We start from the raw sequence: 25,599 nt of genomic DNA, 5'->3' as shown, positions 1-25,599 counted from the left end.
CCGAAGGAAAAGCAATGAGCAACAACAACTTCACCGCGACCACCATTGTCGACGCGACACCCGAGGAGGCGTTCGCAGCGATCAACAACGTGCGCGGCTGGTGGAACGAAACGATCGAAGGCACCACGGGCGTCGTGGGCGACAGCTACCGCTTCGAGGTCCCTGGCGCGCACCGCTGCACCATGACCACCACCGAGTCGATCCCCGGTGAGCGCCTGGTCTGGCACGTGACCGACACCTACATCTCCTTCATCGACGACACCGCCGAATGGGAGAACACCGACGTGGTTTTCGAGATCTCCGAACGCGACGGGGGCACCGAAATCCGGTTCACGCACGTGGGTTTGCGGCCCGCCGACGAATGCTACGAGGTGTGCGCCAATGCCTGGGGCGCCTACATCACCAAGAGCCTGCACGACCTGATCACCACCGGCACCGGTGACCCGTTCCGCACCGACAGCACCTTCGAGACCGAGGTGCTCAAGCACGGCAACGCCGACTTGGTGAAGCCGCGTACATAGGCGCTGCGGACGCTGTGTCCTCCGCGCGCGGCGCAGCCACCATCACGACTGGGCAGCGCCGCTCCACCCTGGTGAAGCCGCGAAGCTAACGAGGTGCCAGCAGCAGGGTTTGGGTGCTGCGGCCCAACGGTCCGGTCTCGTCGAACAGTGCTGATTCGGCGAGGCCGATGCCGTGGGGTTGGGGGTGGGTGATGGCGTCCAGGCACACCCATTCGCCGATCGGTTGGCGGTGCAGGGTGACGGTGAGGTCGGTGTTGATGAACAGGTACTTGGACCAGTCGAGGACCGCGCTCACGCCGTTGCCCGAGTCGGCGGCGGCGAGTGTGCGCTCGAGCGGGCTGGGGGTGGTGCCTGCGACGATCGGGTACTTCAGGCGGATCCAGCAGACGGCGGGTCCGGGTTCGTCGAAAGAACCAGTGGCGAAACGGTATTCGATGCCGGTGTGAAAGCCGACTTCGTGATCGGTCGGGAACGGGGAGGGTTCCGTGGCTTCGGGGAACGGTCGGGTGCCGGTGGGCAGGAATTCCGCGGGGAGGTCGAGGGCGGGCTCGGCCAGCTTGATCCGCCACGCCTTGGCCTGCATCACCGGTCCACGCTCCGAGGACAGGGTCGCCTCGATCAGTTCGACGCTGCGGCCCGACCGCACCACCTTCGCGTGCGCGGTCAACGGCGCCAACGGGACGGGCCCGAGAATCTCCACCGCGACCCGCCCGACCTGGAACCCCGGCCGTGGCTCGCACCGTTCGATCACGTGCCCGAGCAGCGCGGACGGCGGTCCGGCGTGCTGCGCGTCCGGCGACCAGGGGCCGCGCGTGAGCTCGGTCGAGATGTACCGATCGGAGTCGGCGGGATCGGCTAGGTAAAAGGCTTCGGCCACCTCGCCGACGTTACCCCGCACCCTGACCCCGCCGCCCCTCACTCCGGGAGAGAACTGATGCGCCACGCGACGACGCGCCCGACCTGTGGCGACGCGCTCGACCGGTGGCGGCGGGTCTGACGTGTGGCGACGCGCTCGACCGGTGGCGGCGGGTCTGACGTGTGGCGACGCGCTCGACCGGTGGCGACGCGCTCGACTGGTGGCCACGCGCTCGACTGGTGGCCACGCGCTCGACTGGTGGCCACGCGCTCGACCGGTGGCCACGCGCTCGACCGGTGGCGACGCGCTCGACCGGTGGCGACGCGCTCGACCGGTGGCGTCGGGTCTGACGTGTGGCGACGGGTCTGAACTATGGCATCAGGTCTGAGGCGTGGCGCCGCGTCGGGCGGTGGCCACACGTCTCACTCCGAGTTACGCGGTCCCCCCGGAAGCGACATGCCCCGCCCGGACTGGCGGACTTAGGCGCTGCCCGTGGTCAGGGCTGTGAACAGGTCGAACAGGGGGCGTAGGGCGCAGGGGCTGGTGTCCGAGGTGCAGCCGATGGAGGACGAGCCGGAGTCGGCGACCGGCAGGGATGCGGCCTGGGCGGTGCCGAGCGGGGCGGCGACGGACAGGGCGGCGGCCGCGAGGGCCCCGGCGACGATGCGCTTCATTCATTCACTCCAGTGCTAGGCGTGCCGGCAGGTCGACACGCTTACCAAAGCTACCGATCTCCCCGGCGAGCGAAAGCCCCGAAATCCGGGGTGTGCGCGGTGCCGCGGAGCGAACAGCGCGATGTCCCGGTGTGCGAGACAGCGCGACGCCCGCCTGATCGCGAGGACCGGGCGGGCGTCGACGATGGTGGTGCCGTGGTCAGGAGACGACCGGGAGGTAGACCTTGTTGCCCTGGTCGGCGAACTCGGCGGACTTCTCGGCCATGCCCGCCTCGATGGCGGCCACGTCGGTCAGGCCCTGCTTTTCCGCGTACTCGCGCACGTCGGCGGAGATGCGCATCGAGCAGAACCTTGGACCGCACATCGAGCAGAAGTGCGCGGTCTTGGCGGGTTCGGCGGGCATGGTTTCGTCGTGGTACTCGCGGGCGGTGTCGGGATCCAGCGAGAGGGCGAACTGGTCGTGCCAGCGGAATTCGAAACGGGCCTTGGACAATTCGTTGTCGCGGTCCTGGGCATGCGGGTGACCCTTGGCGAGGTCGGCGGCGTGGGCGGCGATCTTGTAGGTGATCACGCCGACCTTGACGTCGTCGCGGTTGGGCAGGCCCAGGTGTTCCTTGGGGGTGACGTAGCAGAGCATCGCGGTGCCCGCCTGGGCGATGATCGCGGCGCCGATGGCGGAGGTGATGTGGTCGTAGGCGGGCGCGATATCGGTGGCGAGGGGGCCGAGGGTGTAGAACGGCGCCTCTTCGCACAGTTCTTCCTCGAGGCGGACGTTCTCGACGATCTTGTGCATCGGCACGTGGCCGGGGCCTTCGATCATCACCTGCACGCCATAGGATTTCGCGATCTTGGTGAGCTCGCCGAGGGTGCGCAGTTCGGCGAACTGGGCCTCGTCGTTGGCGTCGGCGATGGAGCCGGGGCGCAGGCCGTCGCCGAGGGAGAAGGTGACGTCGTACTTGGCCAGGATCTCGCACAGTTCACGGAAGTGCGTGTACAGGAACGATTCCTGGTGATGCGCCAAACACCAAGCGGCCATGATGGATCCGCCCCGCGAGACGATGCCGGTGACGCGCTTGGCGGTGAGCGGGATGTAGCGAAGCAGCACGCCCGCGTGCACGGTCATGTAGTCGACACCCTGCTCGCACTGCTCGATCACGGTGTCGCGGTACATCTCCCACGTCAGCTTGGTGGGATCACCGTTGACCTTTTCGAGGGCCTGGTAGATCGGCACGGTGCCGATCGGGACCGGCGAATTGCGCAGGATCCACTCGCGGGTCTCGTGGATGTTCTTGCCCGTGGACAGGTCCATGATCGTGTCGGCGCCCCACCGCGCGGCCCACACCATCTTCTCGACCTCTTCGGCGATCGACGACGACACCGCCGAGTTGCCGATATTGGCATTGATCTTGACCAGGAACTTCTTGCCGATGATGGTCGGCTCGAGCTCCGGGTGGTTGTGGTTGGCCGGGATCACCGCGCGACCCAGCGCGACTTCGTCACGCACCAGCTCGGGCGAGACACCCTCGCGAGCGGCGATGAACCGCATCTCGGGCGTGATGAAACCCTCACGCGCCCAATGCAACTGGGTGCGCGGACCTTCGACGGCGGGCTTTTCCCATTCCGCACGCAGCTTCGGCAGCCCGGCTTCCAGGTCGATCACCGCGTTGTCGTCGGTGTACGGGCCTGACGTGTCGAAGACGTCGAAGTGCTCCCCGTTGGTGAGATTGATGCGACGAACCGGAATCCGCAGGCCGTCGACCTCGTTGTAGTGCTTGACGCTGCCCTGGATCGGGCCTGTGGTGACGGTGTCGACAGACGTGTTCGAGCCCATGAAAATCCTCCCTACGCCGGCATTACCCGGTCAGGTTCATACGGTCGACGGCCCTGACGCCCGATTGGGCTAGCCGTCCTCTCAGCCCGCTGGTGCGAGCCCCCGTTGGTGTGAATTGCCTGGCCGACGATACCCGCCGCCGTTCGCGACCCGCCCGGGGATCGACCGGACGGATCGCGAACAGGACGTACTACACCGAGGCCGAGTCGAGTCGCTTCGACGCGTCCGGCACCGAGTCGTCACCTTCATGCAGGCCGAACTTGTTGTGCAGCAAGGCAAGCGGCTTCGGTGCCCACCAGTTCCAGGTCCCCATCATGCGCATGAGCGCGGGCGCCAGCAGGCCGCGGATGACGGTCGCGTCGCTGATCACCGCGAGTGCGCAGCCCAGGCCGAACAGCTTCATCATCGCCACGCCCGAAGTGGCCACGCCGAGGAACACGATGCTCATCAGCAGGGCGGCGGCGGTGAAGATGCGGCCGGTGCGGGCCACGCCCATCGCGACGGCCTCGGTGTTGCCCTGGGTGGTTTTGGGTCCGGCCAGCCATTCCTCGCGAATCCGCGACAGCAGGAACACCTCGTAGTCCATGGACGCGCCGAACGCGAGACTGAACATGAGGATGGGCATGGCCAGGTTGAGGGTGCCGGTGGCGGTGAAACCGAGCAGTTCCGACAGGTGGCCCTCCTGGAAGATCCACACCATCGCGCCGAACGTCGCCGCCAGCGAGAGCATGTTGAGGATCAGTGCCTTGATCGGCAGGACCACGCTGCCGGTGAACAGGAACAGCACCACCAACGTGGTGAGCGCGATCAGCGCGCCCGCCAGCGGTAGTTTGCCGGTGATGGCGGTGACCGAATCCTGGTTCAGCGCAGCGGGTCCGGTGATCAGGGCATCGGTGGGCGCGGGGATCGCACGCAGGGTGTCGAGTTGGGCGCCGCCCGCGTCGGAGTACGGGTCGAGGGAGGTGGCGACCGACAGGTACGCGCCGTGCTGCGCGCTGGACATCGCGGGGATGCCCGCGGCCACGCGGAGTCCGTTGCGGTAGATCGCCGCGCTGCTGAGTACGGCAGGTACGTCGGGGACCTTGGACAGTTCGCGGGCGTAGGGGTCGAGCTCGGCTGCGGTGCCACGGAATTCGGGCAGCACGATGGTTGCGCTGGAGGCGAGGTCGGCGTCGAATTCTGTGCGCAGGATGTCGCCGACCTCGCGACTGGCGACATCGGTGGGCAGCGATCGGTCGTCGGGGTAGCCGAATTGCACGCCGAGGAACGGTGCGCCCAACAGCAGCAGGAACGCGGTGGTCGCCAGCGCGATCGACATCGGGCGCTTCATCACCGCGATGACCAGGCCGTACCAAAACGTCTGGCGCGGCGGCCTTTCCACCGCGGGCGACAGTCGGAACAGCTTGCGCAAGGGGCCGCGCAGGTCGCCGGCGTCGATGCGGTGGCCGACCAGGATGAGCATGGCGGGCAACACGATCACCGCGGCGGCGGCCGCGGCGGCGACCACGGCGATACCCGCGTAGGCGAACGACTTGAAGAAGTACTGCGGGAACACCAGCAGCGCCGACAGCGACAGCGCGACAACCAGTGCCGAGTACACGACCGTGCGTCCCGCGGTCTGAACCGAGCGCAACACCGCCGCCTCCGGCGTGGCACCACCGGCCAACTCTTCGCGATACCGGCTGACGATGAACAGGCTGTAGTCGATCGCCAGGGCCAAGCCCAACGCCGTGGTCATGTTCAGCGCGAAGATCGACACGTCGGTCAGCGCGGTGAGCACGCGCAGGATGCCCAGCGACGCCGCGATGGCGAACAGTCCGATCGCCACCGGCAACGCGGCGGCCATGAGACTGCCGAACACCAGGGCCAGCAGCAGACCGGTGATCGGGATCGCGATCGCCTCGGCGATGATCAGATCCTTGCTGATCTCGGCGTTCATATCGGCGAAGGTGGCGGCGAGACCACCGGCTTTCACCGTCACCGGGCCGCTGTCGACCTGCAATTGCTCGTTCAGTTCGGCGGCGCGAATCGGTAGCTCGGCATCATCGCCGTCGATGCTGGCCATGATCAGCGCCAGCTCGCCGTCTTTGCTGCGCAGTGCCTGTTTCAGGGTGGGGTCGGCGGTCCAGTAGGACTGCACCCCGGCGACGTAGGAATGCTCGCGTAGACCCGCGATCGTGCGCTCGGCGGCGTCGCGCGCGGCGGGGGAGTCGGGTCCGTCCGCCGCGTCGACGGTCAGGATGTAATTGGGCTCGCTGCCGGGGAAATGCTCGCTCAGGTACCGGTTGGCGCGCACCGAGTCGAGATCGCTGGTGACGAATCCGCCCGATTTCATGTGCGAGTGCACCGTGGCGCCGATCGCGCCGCACAGGATCATCAGCAATAGCGCGACCGCGATCACCAGCCGGGGTCGGCCGACGGCGGTGCGGGCGATTCTCGTCAACATCGTCGGGTGCCCTCTTTGCTGGAGACTGCTAGGAAACGTGTTGACGTCACCGTAGCCCGCGCCCGATTCTCCCCGATACCCACTCAGGGCGGAGAGTTATGGACTACGATCTCCGCCCCTGGGTGGAGGTAGTTACCTGTCGAAGCCCGACCGGGAGAGCCCCGACGAGGTCGAACAGATGGGCAGGTCATCGGATGTGTTTCCCCCCGGATGGCCCGGCCCGACGCATAAACCCGCGTCAACGTATCGGCACCGCGGTGGCTTCGTCAGACGTAAGTTCCAGTTCTCAGGTGTTGTGCGCCTGCAGGATTCGTCCACTGACTTGTCCGAGTCCGATCCGTCTTCCCTCGGTGCCGGGCGCAGTAGCCGTAATGCTGACCTCGTCGCCATCGGCGAGGAATGTGCGCTGCTGGTCGCCCACGATGATGGGTTCTGCTCCACCCCACGACAATTCGATGAATGAACCAGATTCGGTGCGTTCAGGTCCGGAGATCGTGCCGGAGGCGTAGAGGTCGCCGGGGCGGATGGAGGCGCCGTTGGCGGTGAGGTGGGCCAGCATCTGTGCGGGGGACCAGTACATGCGCGAATACGGTGGGCGGGTGACGGTTTCACCGTTCCAGGCGACGGTCAGGTCGATGTCGAGGCCGTATTCGTCGGTGCCACGCAGGTAGGGCAGCGGTTCGGGATCCTGCGTCGGCAGTGGGACGTGGGCTTGCGACAGGGCGGCCAGCGGGGTGATCCAGGCCGACATCGACGTGCTGAACGACTTGCCGAGGAACGGGCCGAGCGGCTGGTACTCCCAGGCCTGGATGTCGCGGGCCGACCAGTCGTTGACCAGGGCGACACCGAACACGTGCTCGGTGAACTCGTCGACGGTGACCGGTGCGCCGAGGGTGGAACCGGTGCCGACGACGAAGCCCAATTCGGCCTCGATGTCCATGCGCTGAGACGGTCCGAAATCAGGTGTGCCAGAGGCTGTTCGACGCTGGCCGTGCGGCCGAATGATCGGCGTGTCCGACACCACGACCGTGCCCGCGCGGCCGTGATAGCCCACCGGCAGATGACGCCAGTTCGGCAGCAGCGGTTCACTGTCCGGACGGAACAGACGGCCGAGATTGGTGGCGTGGTCGATGCTGGCATAGAAGTCGACGTAGTCGCCGACGCGCACCGGCAGCGCCATCCGCACCGAAGACACGGGATACACGGCGTCGACCGGCAGCGCCGTATCGGCGAGTTCGCGCAGTCGTTCGCGAACCTCGCGCCAGCGGCCGGCGCCCTGTGCCAGAAAGGCATTCAAGGAAGCACGTGCGAAGACCGAATCGTCCAGCAGTGCAGCCAGATCCAGGACCATATCGCCCAGTCGACAGCCGACCCGGAAATCACCGTCGGGCGGTGCGAAGACCCCGTACGGCATATTCTCCGGCCCGAACAGCGAGTCCGCAGGCACCTCGACACGCAACGACCCTTCGCTGATCATCGACATCTACCGCCCCGCTGCCCGCTCATCGCAGTCCCGGCCCACGACCCGACCACGTCCACGCGTACGCGGGATCCTCGCAGGCCAGCGCACCCTCGCCCAGTTGCAGCGGCCGGAAAGTATCCACCATCACCGCCAGTTCATCGAAGAATTCCGCACCGATACTGCGCTCATAAGCACCGGGCTGCGGGCCGTGCGCGTAACCGCCTGGATGCACCGACACCGAACCCTGAGTGATCCCGGAACCCTTGCGCGCCTCATAGTTTCCGCCGCAATAGAACATGATCTCGTCGGAATCCACATTCGAGTGGTAGTACGGCACCGGAATCGACAGCGGGTGATAGTCCACCTTGCGCGGCACGAAATTGCAGATCACGAAATTGGTGGCTTCGAAGGCTTGATGCACCGTCGGGGGTTGGTGCACGCGGCCCGTAATCGGTTCGAAGTCAGCGATATTGAACGTGTACGGGTACAGGCAGCCGTCCCAGCCGACGACGTCGAACGGATGCGTCGCGTACGTCATCTTGGTGCCGATCACCTCGTTGCCCGCCCGGTGCTTGACCAGCACCTCCACGTCGGTCTCGTCGATGAGCAGCAATTCGGTGGGCCCGTGCAGGTCTCGCTCGCAGTACGGCGAGTTCTCCAGCAGCTGGCCATATTTCGACAGGTACCGCTTCGGCGGGGTGATGTGGCTCGAAGCCTCGATCACATACGCGCGCAACGGTTCCTCGCCGGTCGGTAGCCAGCGGTGGGTGGTCGCACGCGGCATCAGAACCTGATCGCCCTGCCGAACCGGCAAGCTCCCGAACACCGTTTCCACCACGGCCGCACCGGATTCCACGTACACCAGCTCGTCGCCGATGGCGTTGCGGTACAGCGGCGACGCACCCTTGGCGACGACGTACGAGATCCGCACATCCGCATTGGCCAGCAAAAGTCGGCGGCCGGTGACCGGGTCGGTCGAGACGGCGGTGTCGCCGGGAAACAGCAGCGGAAGACGTAAATGCCGGTGTCGCAGTGGATGATTCGGCGTCAACGTCTGATCGGGCAGCTCCCACACCGTCGCGTCGACGATCGCGGGCGGCAAGGCGCGGTGATACAGCAGCGAGGAGTCCCCGGAGAACCCCTCTTCGCCCATCAACTCTTCGTAGTAGAGATTGCCCCGCTCATCGCGATGTTGCGTGTGGCGTTTCGGCGGCACCGCACCCACCTGGCGATAGAACATCGAGCACCTCCCGCTACGTTGCAGGCTGAAAATTCTCCCTCCAACGTAACCGAGACGCGCGGAAAATCCGTCAGAATTCGGCGATCACCGGAGCATGGTCGCTGGCGCCCTTGCCCTTGCGCTCCTCACGGTCCACCGACGCGTCCTTGACCTGGTCGGCCAGCGCGGGCGAGGCGAGGATGAAGTCGATGCGCATGCCCTCCTTGCGGGGGAAACGTAGCTGCGTGTAGTCCCAGTAGGTGTAGACGCCGGGGCCGGGCGCGAACGGGCGCATCACGTCACGGAAGCCCAGATCGAGCATGGACTGGAACGCCTCGCGCTCGGGTGCGGAGGTGTGGGTCTTGCCGATGAACAGCTCCGGGGCCCACACGTCGTCGTCGGTCGGGGCGATATTCCAGTCGCCGACCAGGGCGATCTTGGCGTCGGGGTTGTCGGCGAGCCAGCCCGCCGCCTTCTCGCGCAGCGTCGACAGCCACTGCAGTTTGTAGGTGTAGTGCGGGTCGTCGACCGCGCGGCCGTTGGGGACGTACAGGCTCCACACTCGCACCCCGCCGCAGGTCGCGCCGAGCGCGCGCGCCTCGACCACCGGCGTTTCGATCAGCGAATCGCCCGCGTTCTTGTCGAAGCCGGGCTGATCGGGAAACGCCACCTCGACATCGGCCAGCCCGACCCGCGACACGATCGCGACCCCGTTCCACTGATTGAGCCCCACATGCGCCACCTCGTACCCGGCGGCCTCGAACTGCTCGAACGGGAACTGGTCGTCGCGACACTTGGTCTCCTGCAACGCCAGCACGTCGATGTCGTGACGGTCGAGAAAGGCGATCGCCCGATCGACGCGGGAGCGGATCGAGTTGACGTTCCAGGTGGCGAGACGCACGGGTGCGCGGTCCTTTCGAAGTCGCTAATGATTCTGTGGAGCGGCGTACCGGTACGCGTGATGTTCGATGAAGCCCAGCTCGCGGTAGAGGGCCAAAGCCTCGGCGTTGCCGACTTCTACCTGTACGTAGGCGTGCGTGGCGCCCTGTTCGGCACCCCATCGCAGCAGTTCGGCGCATACCAACGCGCCCAGTCCTTTTCGGCGATGCGCGGCGGCAACCGCGATGCAGGTGAGGCCGATCCAGCGTCGGCCGTCGGGTGCGGTGGTCACCGCGCCGCGGCCGATGGACAGCGGTTCGGGCAGGCCGAGCGAAGCGAAACCTAGGGTGCCGTCGATCACCGAGGTGAGCACAGAGAAGTTCGGTTCGCGCACGTTCGGGTCCAGCGGCAGTTCCCCGCGGTAGCGATGCGCCGTCAGCCAGCCCTCATCGGGTTCGGGCGCGATCCGCACCATCGACGGACCCTGTGGGAGAACGAAATTGGCGATGTCGAGTCCGAGGACGACAGTTTCGCTCCAGCTGTTCCAGCCCGGCGGCACCGGAGCCAGCCGGTCCGGCAGTTGCAGTAGCAGCGGCAGTCCCTGACTGGTGTACCAGTCCGCGATCTTGTGCATCGTGTCGATCGACAACACCGCGGGAACACCCGAACTGCCCAGCGGCACAGCCGAATTAGCGCGCCCGGTGTACCCGTTGCCCGCACGCGCAAGCCACCCGTCGATCCACAGATGCGCGGTACCCGGCCAGGCCATCGCCGCCGCCGTCTCCAGCGACCTGATCTCCTTGGTCCGAATAGGTCTTGGCCCCAACGCTTTCAACGCCACCACGCGATCGGGCGACACCGAAACCAACTCACCCTCGGCAGTGCGCACCGACGGCGGAGTCAACGACACCAGTTCACCGATCACATCGGTGAGTGGTTGTGGATAACCGGCGGGCAGCTGATAACGCATCACCACCCGTCGGCCGAGGGGGATTTCAGTCGTCATGACCGAAGGGGTCCGGCACGGTGCCCGGGATCCAGCTCAAACCCGGTGTGCCCCAACCGTTTCGCTTGATCGCCTTCTTCGCGGCGCGGGCATTGCGGCCGATCAGCACGTCGACATACAGGAACCCGTCGAGGTGACCCACCTCGTGCTGCAACATTCGCGCGAAGAACCCGGTGCCCTCGATGTCGACCGGGTCGCCGTTCTCGTCGGTGCCGGTGACCCTGGCCCAGTCCGCGCGACCGGTCGGGAACTGCTCGCCGGGCACCGACAGGCAGCCTTCCTCGTCGTCATCGGGGTCGGGCATGGTCTCGGGGATCGCCGAGGTCTCCAGCACCGGGTTCACCACCACGCCCTTGCGGCGGACCTGGTTGCCGGCTTCGTCGAAGTCGGGGCAGTCGTAGATGAACAGCCGCTTGCCCACGCCCACCTGGTTGGCGGCGAGGCCGACACCCTTGGACTCTTCGAGCGTGTCGTACATATCCGCGATCAGCTCGGCCAGCTCCGCGGGAGTCTCCGTCACCGGGGCGGTGGGGTTGTGGAGAACGGGGTCACCGACGATCACGATCGGGAGAATTGCCATGCTCGCCATTATCGCCGCCCGCGCGCGCGACGCGGCGGCGACCCCTGTGGCCCGCGACACCACTGCTGGCGGCCAGTCAACACGCCGTGACAGGGGTCGAAGGTTCGGCGACACCCGTGGTTGAATGACCACGGTATTGAAGCGTCTCGTGATACTCGGCGAGGGAGCAAGATGGACGGCGCAGCGGCTCGGCATGTTTCCGGGATCCAGGACGGCTCCACTGCGGGCGAACAGGACTCGGCGGTCGCCGATGGCACCGGCCTGAGTCGGCGCGACCTGGACATCCTCGACTTCGAACGTAAATGGTGGAAGTACGCGGGCGCCAAGGAAGACGCGATCCGCGAGCTGTTCTCCATGTCCGCCACCCGGTACTACCAGGTCCTCAACGCCATCGTCGACTCCGACGCGGCACTGGCCGCCGACCCGATGCTGGTCAAGCGGCTGCGCCGACTGCGCGCCAGCAGGCAGAAGTCGCGGGCCGCGCGCAAACTCGGTTTCCAGGTCTGACATGACAGCCACACACCGTCGGATACGACTAGGGTTGGGCGGGTGAGCAACCCGAATCCCACCCCCGGCGGACCGCCGTTGCGCGCGCTGGCGATGGTGTTGATCGCGCTGGGCATCGTGTTCGCCGGCCTGGGTGCGATGTCGCTGTCGAACTCCGATGCGCAGGCATCCGAGGAGCCGACGCCGACCACCACCTCGAGTGCGGTCGCGCAGGCGCCGGCCACCACCTCCGCCGCGCCGAAGACCACCACCAGTGAGGCCACGACGACAACCGTGGCGCCCACTACCACCACCACGACCCCTGCCGCGGGCGGCACGGATCAGGCGGTGTCGGTGCGGGTGCTGAACAACAGCCTGGTCGCGGGCCTGGCCGCGCGCACCGCGAGCGAACTGACCGCCGCAGGCTGGACCAACGTGAGCACCGGCAACTACAGCGGCGCGAACCTGACCACCACCACGGTGTACTACGGCGGCGGCGCGGGCGACAAGGCCGCGGCCACCGAGATCGCCGCGCAGGTCGGTGGGAGCGTCGCGCCCAAGTCGGGGGACACCTCGCCGGGTGTCGTAGTCGTACTGACCGGTCGCTGAACGCGGCACGCGGTGCCGCAAGCCGTCGCGCCGCTGTGGCATCATCTTCAGCGGTATAGCCCCAGTCCGATAAGGAGTGTCTCCTGATGGCCACGTCGACAACTCGTCGCCCGTCCTGGCGCATTGTGACCCCGGTGCTCGCGGTCGCCGCGCTCGGGCTCGCAGCCTGCAGCAACAGCCAGGAGTCGAGTGACGTCAAGGGCACCACGCCGCCGGTGTGGACCTCGTCGTCGGCGCCTGCGGGCGAAAGCGGCGGCCACGGTGGCGGTCACGCCGCACCGTCGACCACCGCGGCCCCCGGCCACGGTGACGATCACGGTGCCCCGGCAGCGGGCGGTCTGAAGACCACGCTGAAGAACGCCGCCGGTGCCGATGTCGGCACCGCGACCATCGCGCAGTCGGGGAGCCACCTGGTGGTCACCGTCGAAGCGCACGGTCTCACTCCCGGCTTCCACGGCCTGCACTTCCACCAGAACGGCACCTGTGAGGGCGACTTCGCTTCCGCCGGTGGACATCTGCAGGTCGGTGCCGCCACCGCGCACCCGGCCAGCGGTGACCTCACCTCGCTGCAGGTGCTGGCCGACGGTTCCGCGAAGCTGGTCACCCAGACCGACACGGTCACCCTCGACAACGTCAAGGGCAAGGCGCTGATCGTGCACGCCGGTGCCGACAACTTCGGCAACATCCCGCCGCGCTACACCCGTGAGGGTGGCACCGGACCGGACGAGACCACCCTGACCACCGGTGATGCGGGCGCGCGGGTGGCCTGCGGCGTGGTCGGTTAGCGAGACTCGCGTGGCCGGGGCATTCCAGCCAGTTGCGTTTCACGGTTCGCCCCGGCCGACCATCGGCATCGAATGGGAGATCGCGCTCGTCGACAAGGTGACGCGCGATCTGTCCAATACCGCCTCGGCGGTCTTCGACGCGGTCGGTGACCTGCGCGCGCACGACGGCACGCAGCAGGTGACCAAGGAATTACTGCGCAACACAGTCGAATTGGTGACCGGCGTGCACGACACGGTCGGCGGCGCGGTCGAGGAACTGCGCGGCACCATGGACGCGGTGCGACGCGCGGCCGATCCGCTGGGCGTCGACCTGTTCTGCGCGGGCACGCATCCGTTCGCGCAGTGGTCGGCCCAACAGCTCACGCGCTCACCGCATTACGACGAACTCATCGAGCGCACCCAGTGGTGGGGCCGCCAGATGCTCATCTGGGGCGTGCACGTGCACGTGGGAGTTTCGCACCGGGACAAGGTCTTTCCGATTCTGAACTCGCTGCTGCTGTCGTATCCGCATCTGCTGGCGCTGTCGGCGTCGTCGCCGATGTGGTCCGGTGACGACACCGGCTACGCCAGCAATCGCGCGTTGATGTTCCAGCAGTTGCCCACCGCCGGGCTGCCGTTCCAGTTCGAGAACTGGCGCCAGTTCGAAGGTTTCGTGCACGACCAGGTGAAAACCGGTGTGTTCGAACAACTCGGCGGCATGCACTGGGACATCCGGCCCGCACCCAAGTGGGGCACCATCGAAGTGCGCGTGTGCGACGGGCTGTCCAGCCGCGCGGAACTGGCCTCGGTGGCCGCGCTGATCCACTGCCTGATCGTGGACCTGGACCAGCGGCTGGAAAACGGTGAGACGCTGCCGACCCTGCCGCCGTGGCACGTGCAGGAGAACAAGTGGCGGGCCGCGCGCTACGGCCTGGACGCGATCATCATCGTCGACGACGACAGCAACGAGCGTTTGGTCACCGACGATCTCACCGACCTGCTCACCCGATTGGAACCGACCGCGCGGCGGCTCGGTTGTGCCGACGAGCTGGCCGCGGTCGCCGACATTCCGCGCCACGGTGCGTCCTACCAGCGGCAACGCCGGGTCGCGGCCGCCACACAGGGCGATATGGTCGCGGTCGTGGACGCACTGGTGCGCGAGCTGGATCAGTAGCGTTCAGCTGCGCAGCGGGCTGGCGTTCACCCGCCGTTTACGATGGCTGGATGCTTGTCGAACAACCTCGCACCGCGGCGGGGGGTGCCACCCTCGGTTCCCGCCTGCGCGAACCGCGGACACTGGCCGTTATCGCGGTGGTCGCGGTGCTCGCGCTGCTGGTCGCCTTGCAGATCGTCGCGTCGGTCATGGGCTTCGAGGGACCGCTGGTCAGTCTGGCTCGTGATTTCGTCGGCACGCCCAAGTCGATGTCGGTGCCGTGGGCCGGGTTCGTGCTCGCGCTGGTCGGGATTTCCACGCGTCGACGGGTGCTCGCGCTGACGGCGGCGATCGGGATCGATGCGGTGTGGGTGGCGTTGCGGCTGCTCGACGGTAGTCCGCTGTCGTTCGGCAACGGTCCGACGATCGTGCTGGCGGCGCTGGGCGTGATCGCGGCGGTGCGGTGGCGTGGGCGGGAGCGCGCCGATGCGTTGAAGGCCGTGGCGCTGGGTGCGCTGTTGGTGCTGGCCACCAAGGTCGGTGACGTGTGGTTGCACCTGACCTCGGCCGTGCGGCCCACGGTGCTCGACGAATACGCGCTGCTGGCCGATCACGCGCTCGGTGACCCGTCATGGGTGGTCGGGCGGGTGCTGGATGTGCTCGGGCCCGAGGTGTACGCGGTGCTGCACTGGGTCTATATCGAACTGCCGGTGGCGGCGATCGCGGTGGCGGTGTGGCAGCTGCGCAAGGTGGTCACCACCGGGCACTGGCCCAGCCACTATCTGGTGCGCACGTTCCTGGTCCTGGGCTTGGTCGGGCCGCTGTTCTATGTGCTGTTCCCGGTGGTGGGGCCGATGTTCGCGTTCGGGGCCGACGGGCACGGGTTCGAGGTGGGCAACTTCTGGCCCGCCGCGCTGCCGCCGATCGACTCGAATCCGTCCGCGTTGACGTTCGACGAGGTCACCCCGCGCAACTGCATGCCCTCGATGCACACCGCCTGGGCGCTGGCGCTGTTCATCCACACCCGCCGTGACATCGACGGGTCGCGCGCGCCGGTCTGGATGCGCTGGGGCGGGGCGTTCTGGCTGGCCGCCACGGTCACCGCCACGCTGGGCTTCGGCTACCACTACGGCGTGGATCTGGTCGCGGGCGCGGTGCTGTGCCTGACGGTGGAGTCGGCGTTGCGTGCGCCCGAGCGTGGGTGGGGTGCGTTCCGGATTCGACTGGTCGGGTTCGGGGTGGCGGTGTTCGCGGCGCTGCTGTTGGCGTACCGGTATCTGGCGGTGCCGATGGCCGAATATCCGATGGCCGGGGGCGCGATCGTGATCGGGCTGTTGGTGGCGGTGGTCGTGGCCTTCCACAACACCTGGTTCGCCGCTGCTCCGGCTGCGCGCCAGGCCGGCTCCGTCGAGCAACTGGCCTGACCGGATGCCGGAATCCTTCGGCCGCTAGGAGATTCCGTCCCGGTGGCGTTGTTCGCGGTAGGCGGTGCGGCCGATGAGGTGGGCGACCACCGGGGCCGTGATGATCGTGAACAGGCCGGTGAGCACCAACATCCAGACATCGACGTCCCCGCGGATGTCGATGCCCGTGCCGAGCAGCACCAAGATCAGGCCGACCACCTGCGGTTTGGTGGCCGCGTGCATGCGGGTGAGGGTGTCGGGGAAGCGGACGATGCCGATCGACGCGGTGAAGGCGAGCACGCAACCGGCCAGGATCAGGATCGCCGAGACCCACTCCCACGCGCTCACCGGTCGTCCCGCACGCGGAATCGAGTGACCGCGGCCGAGCCGAGGAACCCCACCAGCGACAGCGCCACGATCGCCGGGATCACCGAGGTGTCGCCGCTGTACGCCGCCCATACCGCCAGGGCCGAGGCCGAAATGGCCATCAGCGAATCGATGCCGACGACCCGGTCCAGCGTGCTGGGTCCGGCGAGCACGCGGTAGCTGGTGATCACCGCGGCGGCGGTGAGCAGGACCGCGGCGATCACGGCTACGGCGGTCACGGTTGTACCCGCGTGGGGCGACGTCGTTCGCTGGGTCGTTCGAAGGAGTTGATCATCAGGTGCTCCAGCCGTCGGGTCGTGCGGTAGAACTTCGCGACCGCTTCGTCGCTGCCCACATCCAGGACGTGGACGTAGACCACGCAGCGGGGGCGGTCCAGTTCCAGGACCATGGTCCCGGGAATGAGGTTGAGCAGGTCGGTGCACATCACCAGCACGAGGTCGGACTGGATGCCCAGGTGCACGCGCAGCACGCCCGAGACGGGGGGACCTGCGGGGCGGATGGCGAACCAGGCGACCTGCAGACTCGATTCCAGGGCGTAATAGGTGCTCACAGCGAGTAATTCGAGGAACGACAGCGGGTGGAAACGGCCGGAGACCGGAACCAGTGGCAGGGGTAGGGCGACGACCACGATCAGTGCGACGACGATGCCGCCGAGCACGTTGGCGATGCTCAGGTCACCCCACAGTGCTACCCAGACTGCGGTCAGCCAGACCAGCACGCCGAGGCGAAGGACGTTGTCGCGGTTGACGAGTCGGCTCATTGCGCCACCGGACCGAGGACGGAGTCGATGTAGACCGACGGGTTGTGCAGGTCGTCGGCTGCGCGTTCGGCGATGCCGAGGATCGGGCCGGCGAACACAGTGAGTGCGAGTCCGGCGGTCACGAGTCCGGCGGTCGCCAGCACCATCAGTACCGGCATCCGGCCGGGGTCGGTGCGGTCCTCGTAATGCACGTCGGTCGAATCCTCCACCAGCGTAGGCAGATTCGCGGCGGTGAGGTGTCCTTCCGGGGCTTCCTCGCGCGGCCGCCAGAAGGCTTTGCTCCACACTCGCGCGACCGCGTACAGCGTGAGCAGGCTCGTGATCACCGAGCCGGCGACCAGTACCCAGGCCAACACGCTGCCCTCAGCGGCACCAGCTTCCAGGAGTGCGACCTTGCCGATGAACCCCGAAAAGGGCGGAATGCCACCGAGATTCAAGGCAGGAAGCAGGAACAGCACGCCCAGTAGCGGGCTCGCGGTGGCCAGGCCGCCGATCCGGCGCAGCGACACCGACCCGGCCTGCCGTTCGATCAGTCCCACGGCCAGGAACAGCGCGGTCTGCACGAGGATGTGGTGGGCCACGTAGAACACCGCGCCGGTCAGTCCGGCGGTGGTGGCCAGGCCGATGCCGAAGACCATATAGCCGATGTGGCTGATCAGGGTGAACGACAGCAGTCGTCGGATATCGGTCTGCGCGATGGCGCCGAGGATGCCGACGAGCATGGTCGCCAGGCCGCACACCAACAGGATGTTGTCGAACGCGCCGTCGGGGAACCACAGCGTGTGGGTGCGGATGATCGCGTACACCCCGACTTTGGTGAGCAGGCCCGCGAACACCGCGGTGACCGGTGCGGGCGCGGTGGGGTAGGAGTCGGGCAGCCAGCTCGACAGCGGGAACACCGCCGCCTTGATCCCGAACGCCACCAGCAGCACCGCGTAGCAGGCGGTGCGCACGCCGTCGGGGATGGCTTCCAGTCGCACGGCCAGCTGCGCGAGGTTCAGGGTGCCCGTGGCCGCGTAGGTGATGGCGATGCCGATCAGGAAGATCAGCGACGACACCATCGACACCATCACGTAGGCGATGCCGGTGCGGATGCGTTCCTCGGTGGCGCCCACGGTGAGCAGCACGAACGAGGCGACGAGCAGGATTTCGAAGCCGACGAACAGGTTGAACAGGTCACCGGCCAGGAACGCGGTCGACACGCCCGCGGTCAGGATCAGGTAGGTGGGGCGGTAGATCGAGGTGGGTTGGTGTTCGTCGCCGTCGGAAATGTTCTGTCCCGCACCGTAAATCGAGACCACGAGCAGGACGAAGGCCGAGACCAGCAGCATGGCGGCGCTGAGTCGGTCCACCACCAGGGTGATGCCGATCGGGGTCGGCCAGCCGCCGACCTGCACGGCGGTGGTGCCGTCGCGGTCGGCCAGGTACAGCAGCAGGGCGCTGATCACCAGCACCACCGACAGTGCCGACAGCGTGATCATGGCCTGTACTCGCGGGCGTCGGCCGAACACCAGGGTGGCCGCGGCGGCCAGCAGCGGAACCAGCACGGGCAGTGCGGCGATGCCGGGCAGGACATCCGGGGACAGCGTCACAGTTCGGGGTCCTCCCGTTCGCGGCGGGAGGCGACCTGGGCGTCCTCGGGGTCGTTGGTGATGTCTTCGGTGGTGGTCAGCATGTACGCGCGGTAGGCCAGGGCGAGCACGAAAGCGGCCAGGCCCATGGTGATCACGATCGCGGTGAGCACCATCGCTTGGGCGAGCGGGTCGGCCATGCCTTCGGGGGAGGTGTCGGAGCCCGCGATGATCGGCGGTTTGCCGTCGGGGCCGCCCAGGGTCAGGATCAGCAGGTTGACGGCGTTGCCGAGCAGGATCATCCCCAGCAGCATCTTCGACACCACTCGCTCGAGCAGCAGGTAGACCCCGCACGCGGTCAGCACGCCGATGGTGATGAGCATGATCAGGTTCGCGCTCATGACAGTTCCTTGTCCAGGCGGGCGCCGAGGCTGCGCAGCACGTCCAGCACGAGCCCGACGATCACCAGGTAGACGCCGAGGTCGAAGAACATGGCGGTGACCAGCTTGATATTGCCCAGCAGGGGCAGGGTCACCTCGATGATGGTGGAGGACAGTGGGGGTGCGCCCAGTAGCAGCGAGGCGGTCGCGGTGCCCGCGGCCAAGGTGAGGCCCGCGCCGAGCAGGTGACCGGCGTCGACCGGGAGGGCTTCGCCCAGTTCGTAGCGTCCGCCCGCGAGGTAGCGCAGGGTCAGCGCGAGCCCGGCGACCAGGCCGCCCGCGAAGCCGCCGCCGGGGGCGTTGTGGCCGGAGAAGAAGAAGTACACCGACAGCACCATGATGGTGGGGAAGACCAGGCGGGTGGTGATCTGCAGGACCATCGACCGGTCGCGGCTGTCGAGCAGGCGCGCGGCGGGCAGCCAGCTCACCTTGTCGGGGTCGTAGTGGGGTGATTCGGCGGCGCGGGGGGCGCTGCCGAAGCGGCGGCTGCGGAACACCAGCGAGGCGACACCGGTCGCGGCGACCACCAGCACCGAGATCTCGCCGAGGGTGTCCCAGGCGCGGATGTCCACCAGCAGGACGTTGACCGCGTTCTTGCCGCCGCCCAGTCGGTAGGCGGCATCCGGGATCGCGTGCCAGATCGGGTCGCTGTGGCGGGCGGCGATCGCGAACGCGGCCAGCACGGGGACGGTGACGCCGACGGCGATCGCCAGCAGTGCTCGCCGGAATTTGAAGGCGGTGCCCTGGCTTTCGGCGATCTCCGCGGGGAACGCCCGCAGCACCAGCACGAAAGTGACCAAAGTGACTGTCTCGACCAGGAATTGGGTCAGTGCCAGATCGGGCGCACCGTGCAGTGCGAAGATCACGCCGCAGCCGTAACCCACCACGCCGACCACGAGCACGCTGGCCAGACGATTGCGTAAGACGGTGGCGGCCAACGCCATCGCGATCATGATCCCGCCGATCCCGGCCTGCAGCGGCGAATCCCACAGTCGCAGTTGCACTCCCGTGCGGGTGCCGACCGCGAGCAGCACCGTGGGCAAGATGATGAGCGTGCCGAGGATCGTGGCCTGGCTGGCGGGGAGCGAACCGGACTGCACGGTGCCGGTGATTCGCAGCGAGAGGCGGTCCATCGCGCGCAGGGCCGCGTCGTAGTTGCGGTCGGCGTTGCCGAGGCGCGGGTGGGCGGGTTCGCCGATGCGGCCGCGGATCAGGAACAGGGCCACACCGGTGGCGACGATGAGCACCGTCAGGCCGAGCGGGCCGTTGAAACCGTGCCAGAGGGCGAGGTGGGTGTCGAGCACGCCGGACAGTGACTCGGCGTAGGGGTTGAGCCAGCGGTCCACGGTCGGGGTGGTGAGACCGCCGACCAGCCCGGCCACTGCGAGCACCGCGGGCGGGCCGAGCAGCAGTGGACCGGGTGCGTGCCAGGTCGTTTCGCGTTCGGGGTTCGCGGTGATGCCGAAAGCGCCCCAGACGAATCGGATCGCATAGGCCACGGTGAACGCCGATCCGATAGTGACTCCGGCCAGCATCGCCACGCGCACCGGCGTGCTCAATACTTCCGCCGACCACAGCGCGCTCAGTGCCGATTCCTTGCCGACGAATCCGAGCAGCGGGGGCAGTCCGGCCATGCTCAGCGCGGCGAGTATCGCGATCGCGCACAGCACCGGTGCGCGTTGGCCCAGGCCCGACAGTCTGCGCAGGTCGCGGGTGCCCGCACCGTGGTCGATGATGCCGACCACCATGAACAGGCAGGCCTTGAACAGTCCGTGCGCTACCAGCAAGGTGAGTCCGGCCAGGGCGGCGTCGGGGGTGCCGATGCCGACCATGGTGATCATCAGACCCAGTTGGCTGACGGTGCCGAACGCCAACACCAACTTCAGGTCGTGCACCTGGATCGCTCGCCACCCGGCCAGCAGCATGGTGATGATGCCCAGCGGCAACAACATCAGGTGCCAGGGCGGGGTCTGCGCGAGTGCGGGTGCCAGCCGGGCGACCAGGTAGACGCCCGCTTTCACCATCGCGGCGGCATGGAGATACGCGCTGACCGGTGTGGGCGCCGCCATCGCGCCGGGCAGCCAGAAGTGCAGCGGCACAATCGCGGACTTGCTGATCGCGCCCAGCAGCACCAAGCCGACCGCCACCGACACCGCGCTGCCGCCCGGGGGAGTGTGCGCGAGCAGGTCCGAGAGCAGGAAACTGTTGTAGCGCAGTCCGAGAATGACGATCCCGACCAGCATCGCCAGCCCGCCCGCGCCCGTCACCAACAGCGCCTGGATCGCGGCCCTTCGACTCACCGAACGTTCGGCGTAATGGCCGACGAGCAGGAACGACAGAACCGTGGTGATTTCCCAGAACACGTACAGCAGCAACATGTTATCGCTGGTGACCAGGCCGAACATGGCACCGGCGAATCCGGTCAGCTCGGCGGCGAACACACCCAGCCGTGCTTCGTCACGTTCGAAGTAGCGGCCGCAATAGGCCAGGATCAGCGCGCCGACGCCCAGGATCAGCGTGCACAGCACCGCGGACAGCGCATCGAACCGCAGATCGATGTTCATCGAAATCTGCGGCGCCCACTCCACCCGCGTGCGCACGGTTTCGCCCCAGTGCGCGATCACCCAACCCAGGCCACCGAGCGGGACCAGCGCCAGCAGGTAGAAAGCGTTGCGGCCCAGCACTCGCACGCACAGCGGGGCCAGCAGTGCGGCCAGTGCGTGAACGAGCAGTACGGCTAGCAACTCCCCCTCCGTCAAGGTAGGTAGCGGTCGAGTAGCGCGGGCTCGATCCTACGGGCGGGAACGGGATGTTCGGCGGCACCGCGGTTGTCGCGTCGGCCATGTCGCGCGGGGTGCGGCTATCGCGCTACGGGTCGGGGGGCGTTGTGGGATCGGGCCCTGCCGGTGCAGGGGTGGCCGGCCTGATCCGGTACAGCAGCATCAGTGCTGCGGCGGCGCTGATCGTGATGGCCAGCGCGACGCGACCCGGCGTGCCCTCGTCGACCGGGGTCGAGCTGGTCGGCCATTGCCGATGCCGGGTGGGAATGGACCACAGCACCGACGGCAGGTACAGCGCGCCGATCCCCAGCACCGCACTGGGCAGGTACGTGACCCGCACCGAGCCAGCCGCGAAACCCGTTGCGGCGGTGAGCAGCACCACGCCCGACGTCCACGCGATCGACCACGGCAGCCGATCGGCCAGCGCCGCGAACACGCAGACCGCGCCGACGCCCAACAGCGCGCCCCACGGTGTGGCCCAGCGCAGTCCCGCCAGGATCGCGGCCGCGCCGATCGCCAGCACGAGCACCAGATGCGGACCCAGTGCCTCGGCGTCACCCAGCGCGTCGCCCGCCGCGGCCAGACTGACCGCCACCAGCACGGCCGCGCCGTCGCGCCCCGGCAACAGGACCGCGGCGATGAAGGCCGCCACCACGGTCACCGTCACCGCCACCGCGATCGACCCGAAGTTGTTGCGGCGCCCGTCGAACTCGAGCCCGAGCCATTCGGTGGCCAGCAGCAGCGACAACGACAGCACGGTGATGGACACGATCGGGCTGATCGGCAGGTCCGCGGCCAGGCGTGGGGACGGGGTCGGCATGAAGCCGTGCCGGTGCCGCAGCGTGTTCGCCGCCAACAGCACGCACGCGCCGCCGATCAGCCAGATCGGCGTGTGCACCGCGGTCTGCGCCGTGGCCGCGGTGTTCGAGCTGAACACCGCGACTACCTCGCCGTACACGAACACCGTCACGATGCCCAGCGCGAAACCGATTGCGGCCCACCACAATCGCAACGCGCAGATGCCCAGCGAACCCAACAGCACGCCACCGGTGAGCGCGTCGATGTAGTTCTGGGTGGACAGCACATCGGCGGAGGTCATCCACAGTCCGAGCGCGTAGTTCACCCCCGAAGCCGCCGCCGCGCCCGTCGCCACGAGCCAGACCAGCCCGGGCCGGGTGATCGGCCGGATCAGCACGGCCACGACCACGGCCACGATCAGGCCCAGCGCCGCCGCGCGCGGGACGCTGTTGACCAGGCTGGTGACGCGATAGGGCGACTCGAGGGTGGAGCCGATGCCGAAGGTGAAGGGCAGAAACAGCGACATCCCCGCTGCCGCGGCCCCGGCGAATGCGGTGACCGCGTCCAGACCATTCCCGATCTTGGGCACCGGATCGACGATACCGGCGATTACCCCTGCCACCTGGGAGGTCGTGGGTGATCAGCGGGTGCGAGTCCCCGCGCGGGAGTACGGATCAAGCCACTGTTGTCGACGGATCAGCTCCTGTTGTGGGCGTAGCGGCGTAGTGATTCGACCTGTGCGGGGTCGAGGGAGGGGCGCACGGTGGCGCGGGCGGTGGCCACGTCTTGGGCGGTGACGTCGGCGGCGGACATGTCTCGGCGCAGGGCGGACAGGGCCGCTTCGCGCAGTAGTGCGGCGCAGTCGGCGGCGGAGTAGCCGTCGAGATCCTCGGCCAGTGCGGCCAGATCGACATCCGGTGCGAGCGGGACCGAGCGGCCCGCGGTGCGCAGGATCTCCAGGCGGGCCGCACCGTCCGGCGGCGGGACGAATACGAGCCGGTCGAGTCGGCCGGGCCGCAGCAGCGCGGGGTCGATCAGTTCGGGCCGGTTCGTCGCGGCGACCACCACCACATCGCGCAGCGGTTCGACACCGTCGAGTTCGGTGAGCAGGGCGGCGACCACCCGGTCGGAGACGCCGGAGTCGCTGTTCTGGCCGCGTCGGGGAGCGAGCGCGTCGACCTCGTCGAGGAAGATCAGCGACGGGGCCGAATCGCGGGCCCGCTGGAACAGTTCGCGCACGGCACGTTCGGAGGAGCCGACCCACTTGTCCATCAGCTCAGCACCTTTCACCGCGTGCACACTGAGTTGACCGGTGCCCGCCAGCGCTCGCACGAGGAAGGTCTTGCCGCAGCCGGGCGGGCCGTAGAGCAGGACACCGCGCGGCGGGTCGATGCCCAGGCGGGCGAACGAGTCGGGGTGGCGCAGCGGCCACAGGACGGTTTCGGTGAGGGCCTGTTTGGTTTCGACCATGTCGCCGACGTCGTCGAGGTCCAGGGAACCGATCGCCAATTCCTCTGTGCCCGAACGAGAGAGAGGCCGGATGACGTCGAGCGCGCCGACCAGGTCGTTCTGGGTGAGTTCGGGTTCGGTGTGTTCGCGGCTGGCTCGACCGGCCGCGCGCACAGCTGCTTCCCGGCAGAGTGCGGTCAGATCGGCTACGACGAAACCCGGTGTGCGCGAGGCGATTACATCGAGGTCGAGTGTTCCTGCGGGTACTTTGCGCAGCAGCTGTTCCAGGAGGGCGCGTCGGATCGCCGCAGTCGGCAGCGGCAGAGCGAGTTCGCGATCGCACAGGTCGGGGCCGCGCAGACGCGAATCCACCTGTGTCGGATGGGCTGTGGTGGCCAGCAGGGCGACGCAGGGGGTGCGCACGGCTGCGCGCAACTGGTCGAGGATGAGGGTGGCGACGGGTTCGGCTTCGGCGGGCAGCAGGGCGTCGATATCGGTGATCAGCAGGACACCGCCCTGACCGGTGGCCACATCGGCGACGGCTTCGGCGACCGTGCGCAGTCTGGCGCCGCTCTCGGTCGCGCCGACGCCGGGGCCGTCCAGTTCGATGATGCGACGCGGTGCGGCAACGGCTTTGGCCAGAGTGGCCTTCCCGACGCCCGCCGGACCGGTGATGAGCACACCCAGATCCGCCGGGGCCCCAAGGGATTTGAGCAACTCGGGCTCGTCGAGAGCCAAGCTCAGCCATTCGCCGAGTTTGGCTGCCTGGCCCTGGACTCCGGCGAGATCCTCCGCCAGCACCGGCGCACTGACTGGGCCTACCGTGTCCACAGGTTGGAGCATTGCCCGATCGGTCTCACCGTCACGTTCGACAGCGTGCATGATCGCCGCAGCCCCGGCACCCCACCCCACCGCCGAATTCGGTTGCACGCTAACCGGTCCCGGCATCGGATCGATCGCGGTGACCGTGAGCAGCTCGGTGGTCCAGGCGATCCCGAACGCACGCGACAGCGCCTGCGTGGCCGCCGACGAACTGATGTCGGGGCCCAGATCGCGCGGCAGCAGCGACACCGTGTCACCCACCGTCACCACTTTGCCCAGCAGCGCCTGCCGCAGGGTGGCCGCCGGAATACTGGCCATCGCGTGCGCCGAACCGCTCAGCGAGATCTGTTTGGCGCCGAACACCGTCACCGGCGCGACGACCACCGAAGCGTTCTCCCGCAACCCCACATTCGACAGCGTCACGTCGTCGAGCAGGGCAACGCCGGGCGGACTCCCCGCGGGCGCTTTCGCCACCACCGCGGCGGTCCGGCGCGCACCGATCAGCGCGATGCCGTCCCATTCGCGTAGGCCCAGGGCCGTCAGCGTCTCGGGGTGCAGGCGCACCACCCCGCGGCGGGCGTCGGCGGCGGAGGGGTTGAGCCGGGCGGTGAGCGAAAGTTCAGCCACCGCCCCATTCTGCCGTGTTCGCGCGCGATCAGGATTCGATAGGAGCATCGCAAGGTCGACGGGCCATTCTGAGCGA

Annotated in this window: 23 protein-coding genes and 1 riboswitch; of the genes, 6 read left to right on the top strand and 17 right to left on the bottom strand. The window is 67.9% G+C overall.

Translation table 11 applies throughout. The annotated features are described in order from the left end of the window. Positions 1-14 precede the first annotated feature (14 nt). The gene (locus tag ACFWVD_RS17105) at positions 15-521 is read left to right on the top strand and encodes an SRPBCC domain-containing protein (protein ID WP_379243720.1); all 507 of its coding nucleotides are present in this window, start codon (positions 15-17) and stop codon (positions 519-521) included. An 85-nt stretch (positions 522-606) separates the two neighbouring features. Here ACFWVD_RS17105 and ACFWVD_RS17100 read toward each other — a convergent pair whose 3' ends face one another. The 9 genes from ACFWVD_RS17100 to ACFWVD_RS17060 form a co-directional block, all read right to left on the bottom strand. Then, the gene (locus ACFWVD_RS17100) at positions 607-1,398 is read right to left on the bottom strand and encodes a thioesterase family protein (protein WP_379243718.1); all 792 of its coding nucleotides are present in this window, start codon (positions 1,396-1,398) and stop codon (positions 607-609) included. A 458-nt stretch (positions 1,399-1,856) separates the two neighbouring features. After that, positions 1,857-2,051, bottom strand: coding sequence for a hypothetical protein (locus ACFWVD_RS17095; protein ID WP_379243716.1), 195 nt, complete (start codon positions 2,049-2,051; stop codon positions 1,857-1,859). A gap of 199 nt (positions 2,052-2,250) precedes the next feature. Beyond that, complete coding sequence (thiC, locus tag ACFWVD_RS17090) at positions 2,251-3,882, bottom strand: phosphomethylpyrimidine synthase ThiC (RefSeq protein ID WP_379243714.1); 1,632 nt, start codon at positions 3,880-3,882, stop codon at positions 2,251-2,253. Beyond that, a riboswitch (TPP riboswitch) is annotated at positions 3,874-3,998 on the bottom strand. It overlaps the preceding gene by 9 nt. Before the next feature lie 74 nt (positions 3,999-4,072). Further along, complete coding sequence (locus ACFWVD_RS17085) at positions 4,073-6,328, bottom strand: MMPL family transporter (RefSeq protein ID WP_379243713.1); 2,256 nt, start codon at positions 6,326-6,328, stop codon at positions 4,073-4,075. A gap of 286 nt (positions 6,329-6,614) precedes the next feature. Continuing rightward, complete coding sequence (gene fahA, locus ACFWVD_RS17080; RefSeq protein ID WP_379243711.1) at positions 6,615-7,811, bottom strand: fumarylacetoacetase; 1,197 nt, start codon at positions 7,809-7,811, stop codon at positions 6,615-6,617. A 19-nt stretch (positions 7,812-7,830) separates the two neighbouring features. Further along, positions 7,831-9,030, bottom strand: a complete 1,200-nt coding sequence (locus ACFWVD_RS17075) for a homogentisate 1,2-dioxygenase (RefSeq protein ID WP_379243709.1) — start codon at positions 9,028-9,030, stop codon at positions 7,831-7,833. A 70-nt stretch (positions 9,031-9,100) separates the two neighbouring features. Continuing rightward, positions 9,101-9,910: an exodeoxyribonuclease III gene (locus tag ACFWVD_RS17070; protein WP_379243707.1), complete on the bottom strand. Its 810-nt coding sequence runs from the start codon at positions 9,908-9,910 to the stop codon at positions 9,101-9,103. Between the two features lie 24 nt (positions 9,911-9,934). After that, positions 9,935-10,894 (bottom strand): GNAT family N-acetyltransferase, encoded by a 960-nt coding sequence (locus ACFWVD_RS17065; protein WP_379243705.1) that lies wholly within the window; start codon positions 10,892-10,894, stop codon positions 9,935-9,937. Beyond that, on the bottom strand, positions 10,884-11,474 hold the full coding sequence (locus ACFWVD_RS17060) for a peptide deformylase (RefSeq protein WP_379243703.1): 591 nt from the start codon (positions 11,472-11,474) through the stop codon (positions 10,884-10,886). Before ACFWVD_RS17060 ends, ACFWVD_RS17065 begins: the two co-directional genes overlap by 11 nt. 171 nt (positions 11,475-11,645) lie before the next feature. Here ACFWVD_RS17060 and ACFWVD_RS17055 point away from each other — a divergent pair, with 171 nt between their 5' ends. The 5 genes from ACFWVD_RS17055 to ACFWVD_RS17035 all read left to right on the top strand — a co-directional run bounded on the left by ACFWVD_RS17055 (position 11,646) and on the right by ACFWVD_RS17035 (position 15,910). After that, complete coding sequence (locus ACFWVD_RS17055; protein WP_379243701.1) at positions 11,646-11,981, top strand: DUF3263 domain-containing protein; 336 nt, start codon at positions 11,646-11,648, stop codon at positions 11,979-11,981. A gap of 42 nt (positions 11,982-12,023) precedes the next feature. After that, positions 12,024-12,569 (top strand): LytR C-terminal domain-containing protein, encoded by a 546-nt coding sequence (locus ACFWVD_RS17050; protein WP_379243699.1) that lies wholly within the window; start codon positions 12,024-12,026, stop codon positions 12,567-12,569. A gap of 86 nt (positions 12,570-12,655) precedes the next feature. Continuing rightward, entirely contained in the window at positions 12,656-13,354 is a 699-nt protein-coding gene (locus tag ACFWVD_RS17045) for a superoxide dismutase family protein (protein WP_379243697.1), read from the top strand. Positions 13,355-13,364: 10 nt separating this feature from the next. After that, positions 13,365-14,507 carry a glutamate--cysteine ligase gene (locus tag ACFWVD_RS17040; RefSeq protein ID WP_379243695.1) on the top strand — a complete coding sequence of 381 codons (1,143 nt, stop codon included), beginning with the start codon at positions 13,365-13,367 and terminating at the stop codon, positions 14,505-14,507. 50 nt (positions 14,508-14,557) lie between these two features. Then, the gene (locus ACFWVD_RS17035) at positions 14,558-15,910 is read left to right on the top strand and encodes a DUF5933 domain-containing protein (protein WP_379243693.1); all 1,353 of its coding nucleotides are present in this window, start codon (positions 14,558-14,560) and stop codon (positions 15,908-15,910) included. Positions 15,911-15,934: 24 nt separating this feature from the next. Here ACFWVD_RS17035 and mnhG read toward each other — a convergent pair whose 3' ends face one another. The 8 genes from mnhG to ACFWVD_RS16995 form a co-directional block, all read right to left on the bottom strand. Beyond that, positions 15,935-16,237, bottom strand: a complete 303-nt coding sequence (gene mnhG / locus ACFWVD_RS17030; RefSeq protein ID WP_379243691.1) for a monovalent cation/H(+) antiporter subunit G — start codon at positions 16,235-16,237, stop codon at positions 15,935-15,937. Continuing rightward, positions 16,234-16,494, bottom strand: a complete 261-nt coding sequence (locus tag ACFWVD_RS17025; RefSeq protein ID WP_379243689.1) for a monovalent cation/H+ antiporter complex subunit F — start codon at positions 16,492-16,494, stop codon at positions 16,234-16,236. The genes mnhG and ACFWVD_RS17025 overlap by 4 nt, the downstream gene beginning before the upstream one ends. Next, positions 16,491-17,036, bottom strand: a complete 546-nt coding sequence (locus tag ACFWVD_RS17020) for a Na+/H+ antiporter subunit E (protein WP_379243687.1) — start codon at positions 17,034-17,036, stop codon at positions 16,491-16,493. Before ACFWVD_RS17020 ends, ACFWVD_RS17025 begins: the two co-directional genes overlap by 4 nt. Next, a complete protein-coding gene (locus tag ACFWVD_RS17015) occupies positions 17,033-18,628 on the bottom strand; it encodes a Na+/H+ antiporter subunit D (protein WP_379243685.1) in 1,596 nt (531 codons plus the stop codon). The genes ACFWVD_RS17020 and ACFWVD_RS17015 overlap by 4 nt, the downstream gene beginning before the upstream one ends. Next, a complete protein-coding gene (locus ACFWVD_RS17010) occupies positions 18,625-19,008 on the bottom strand; it encodes a Na(+)/H(+) antiporter subunit C (RefSeq protein WP_379243683.1) in 384 nt (127 codons plus the stop codon). Before ACFWVD_RS17010 ends, ACFWVD_RS17015 begins: the two co-directional genes overlap by 4 nt. Further along, complete coding sequence (locus ACFWVD_RS17005) at positions 19,005-21,791, bottom strand: Na+/H+ antiporter subunit A (protein WP_379243681.1); 2,787 nt, start codon at positions 21,789-21,791, stop codon at positions 19,005-19,007. The genes ACFWVD_RS17010 and ACFWVD_RS17005 overlap by 4 nt, the downstream gene beginning before the upstream one ends. Positions 21,792-21,915: 124 nt before the next feature. After that, positions 21,916-23,214: a hypothetical protein gene (locus ACFWVD_RS17000; protein ID WP_379243679.1), complete on the bottom strand. Its 1,299-nt coding sequence runs from the start codon at positions 23,212-23,214 to the stop codon at positions 21,916-21,918. Between the two features lie 107 nt (positions 23,215-23,321). Further along, entirely contained in the window at positions 23,322-25,571 is a 2,250-nt protein-coding gene (locus tag ACFWVD_RS16995) for an AAA family ATPase (protein WP_379243678.1), read from the bottom strand. Positions 25,572-25,599 lie beyond the last annotated feature (28 nt).

It is taken from the genome of Nocardia sp. NPDC058666 (genome assembly GCF_042714895.1).
Classification (GTDB): Bacteria; Actinomycetota; Actinomycetes; order Mycobacteriales; family Mycobacteriaceae; genus Nocardia.
The sequence above is the reverse complement of the archived record's forward strand: the minus strand, read 5'-3'. Positions and strand labels throughout refer to the sequence as shown.

Excerpts from the sequence above, each read along its gene's own strand:
- ACFWVD_RS17105 (WP_379243720.1), top strand. The coding sequence starts at position 15 with ATGAGCAACAACAACTTCACCGCGACCACCATTGTCGACGCGACACCC.
- ACFWVD_RS17095 (WP_379243716.1), bottom strand. The coding sequence starts at position 2,051 with ATGAAGCGCATCGTCGCCGGGGCCCTCGCGGCCGCCGCCCTGTCCGTC.
- thiC (WP_379243714.1), bottom strand. The coding sequence starts at position 3,882 with ATGGGCTCGAACACGTCTGTCGACACCGTCACCACAGGCCCGATCCAG.
- ACFWVD_RS17085 (WP_379243713.1), bottom strand. The coding sequence starts at position 6,328 with ATGTTGACGAGAATCGCCCGCACCGCCGTCGGCCGACCCCGGCTGGTG.
- fahA (WP_379243711.1), bottom strand. The coding sequence starts at position 7,811 with ATGTCGATGATCAGCGAAGGGTCGTTGCGTGTCGAGGTGCCTGCGGAC.
- ACFWVD_RS17075 (WP_379243709.1), bottom strand. The coding sequence starts at position 9,030 with ATGTTCTATCGCCAGGTGGGTGCGGTGCCGCCGAAACGCCACACGCAA.
- ACFWVD_RS17065 (WP_379243705.1), bottom strand. The coding sequence starts at position 10,894 with ATGACGACTGAAATCCCCCTCGGCCGACGGGTGGTGATGCGTTATCAG.
- ACFWVD_RS17060 (WP_379243703.1), bottom strand. The coding sequence starts at position 11,474 with ATGGCAATTCTCCCGATCGTGATCGTCGGTGACCCCGTTCTCCACAAC.
- ACFWVD_RS17055 (WP_379243701.1), top strand. The coding sequence starts at position 11,646 with ATGGACGGCGCAGCGGCTCGGCATGTTTCCGGGATCCAGGACGGCTCC.
- ACFWVD_RS17045 (WP_379243697.1), top strand. The coding sequence starts at position 12,656 with ATGGCCACGTCGACAACTCGTCGCCCGTCCTGGCGCATTGTGACCCCG.
- ACFWVD_RS17035 (WP_379243693.1), top strand. The coding sequence starts at position 14,558 with ATGCTTGTCGAACAACCTCGCACCGCGGCGGGGGGTGCCACCCTCGGT.
- ACFWVD_RS17020 (WP_379243687.1), bottom strand. The coding sequence starts at position 17,036 with ATGAGCCGACTCGTCAACCGCGACAACGTCCTTCGCCTCGGCGTGCTG.
- ACFWVD_RS17010 (WP_379243683.1), bottom strand. The coding sequence starts at position 19,008 with ATGAGCGCGAACCTGATCATGCTCATCACCATCGGCGTGCTGACCGCG.
- ACFWVD_RS16995 (WP_379243678.1), bottom strand. The coding sequence starts at position 25,571 with ATGCTCCTATCGAATCCTGATCGCGCGCGAACACGGCAGAATGGGGCG.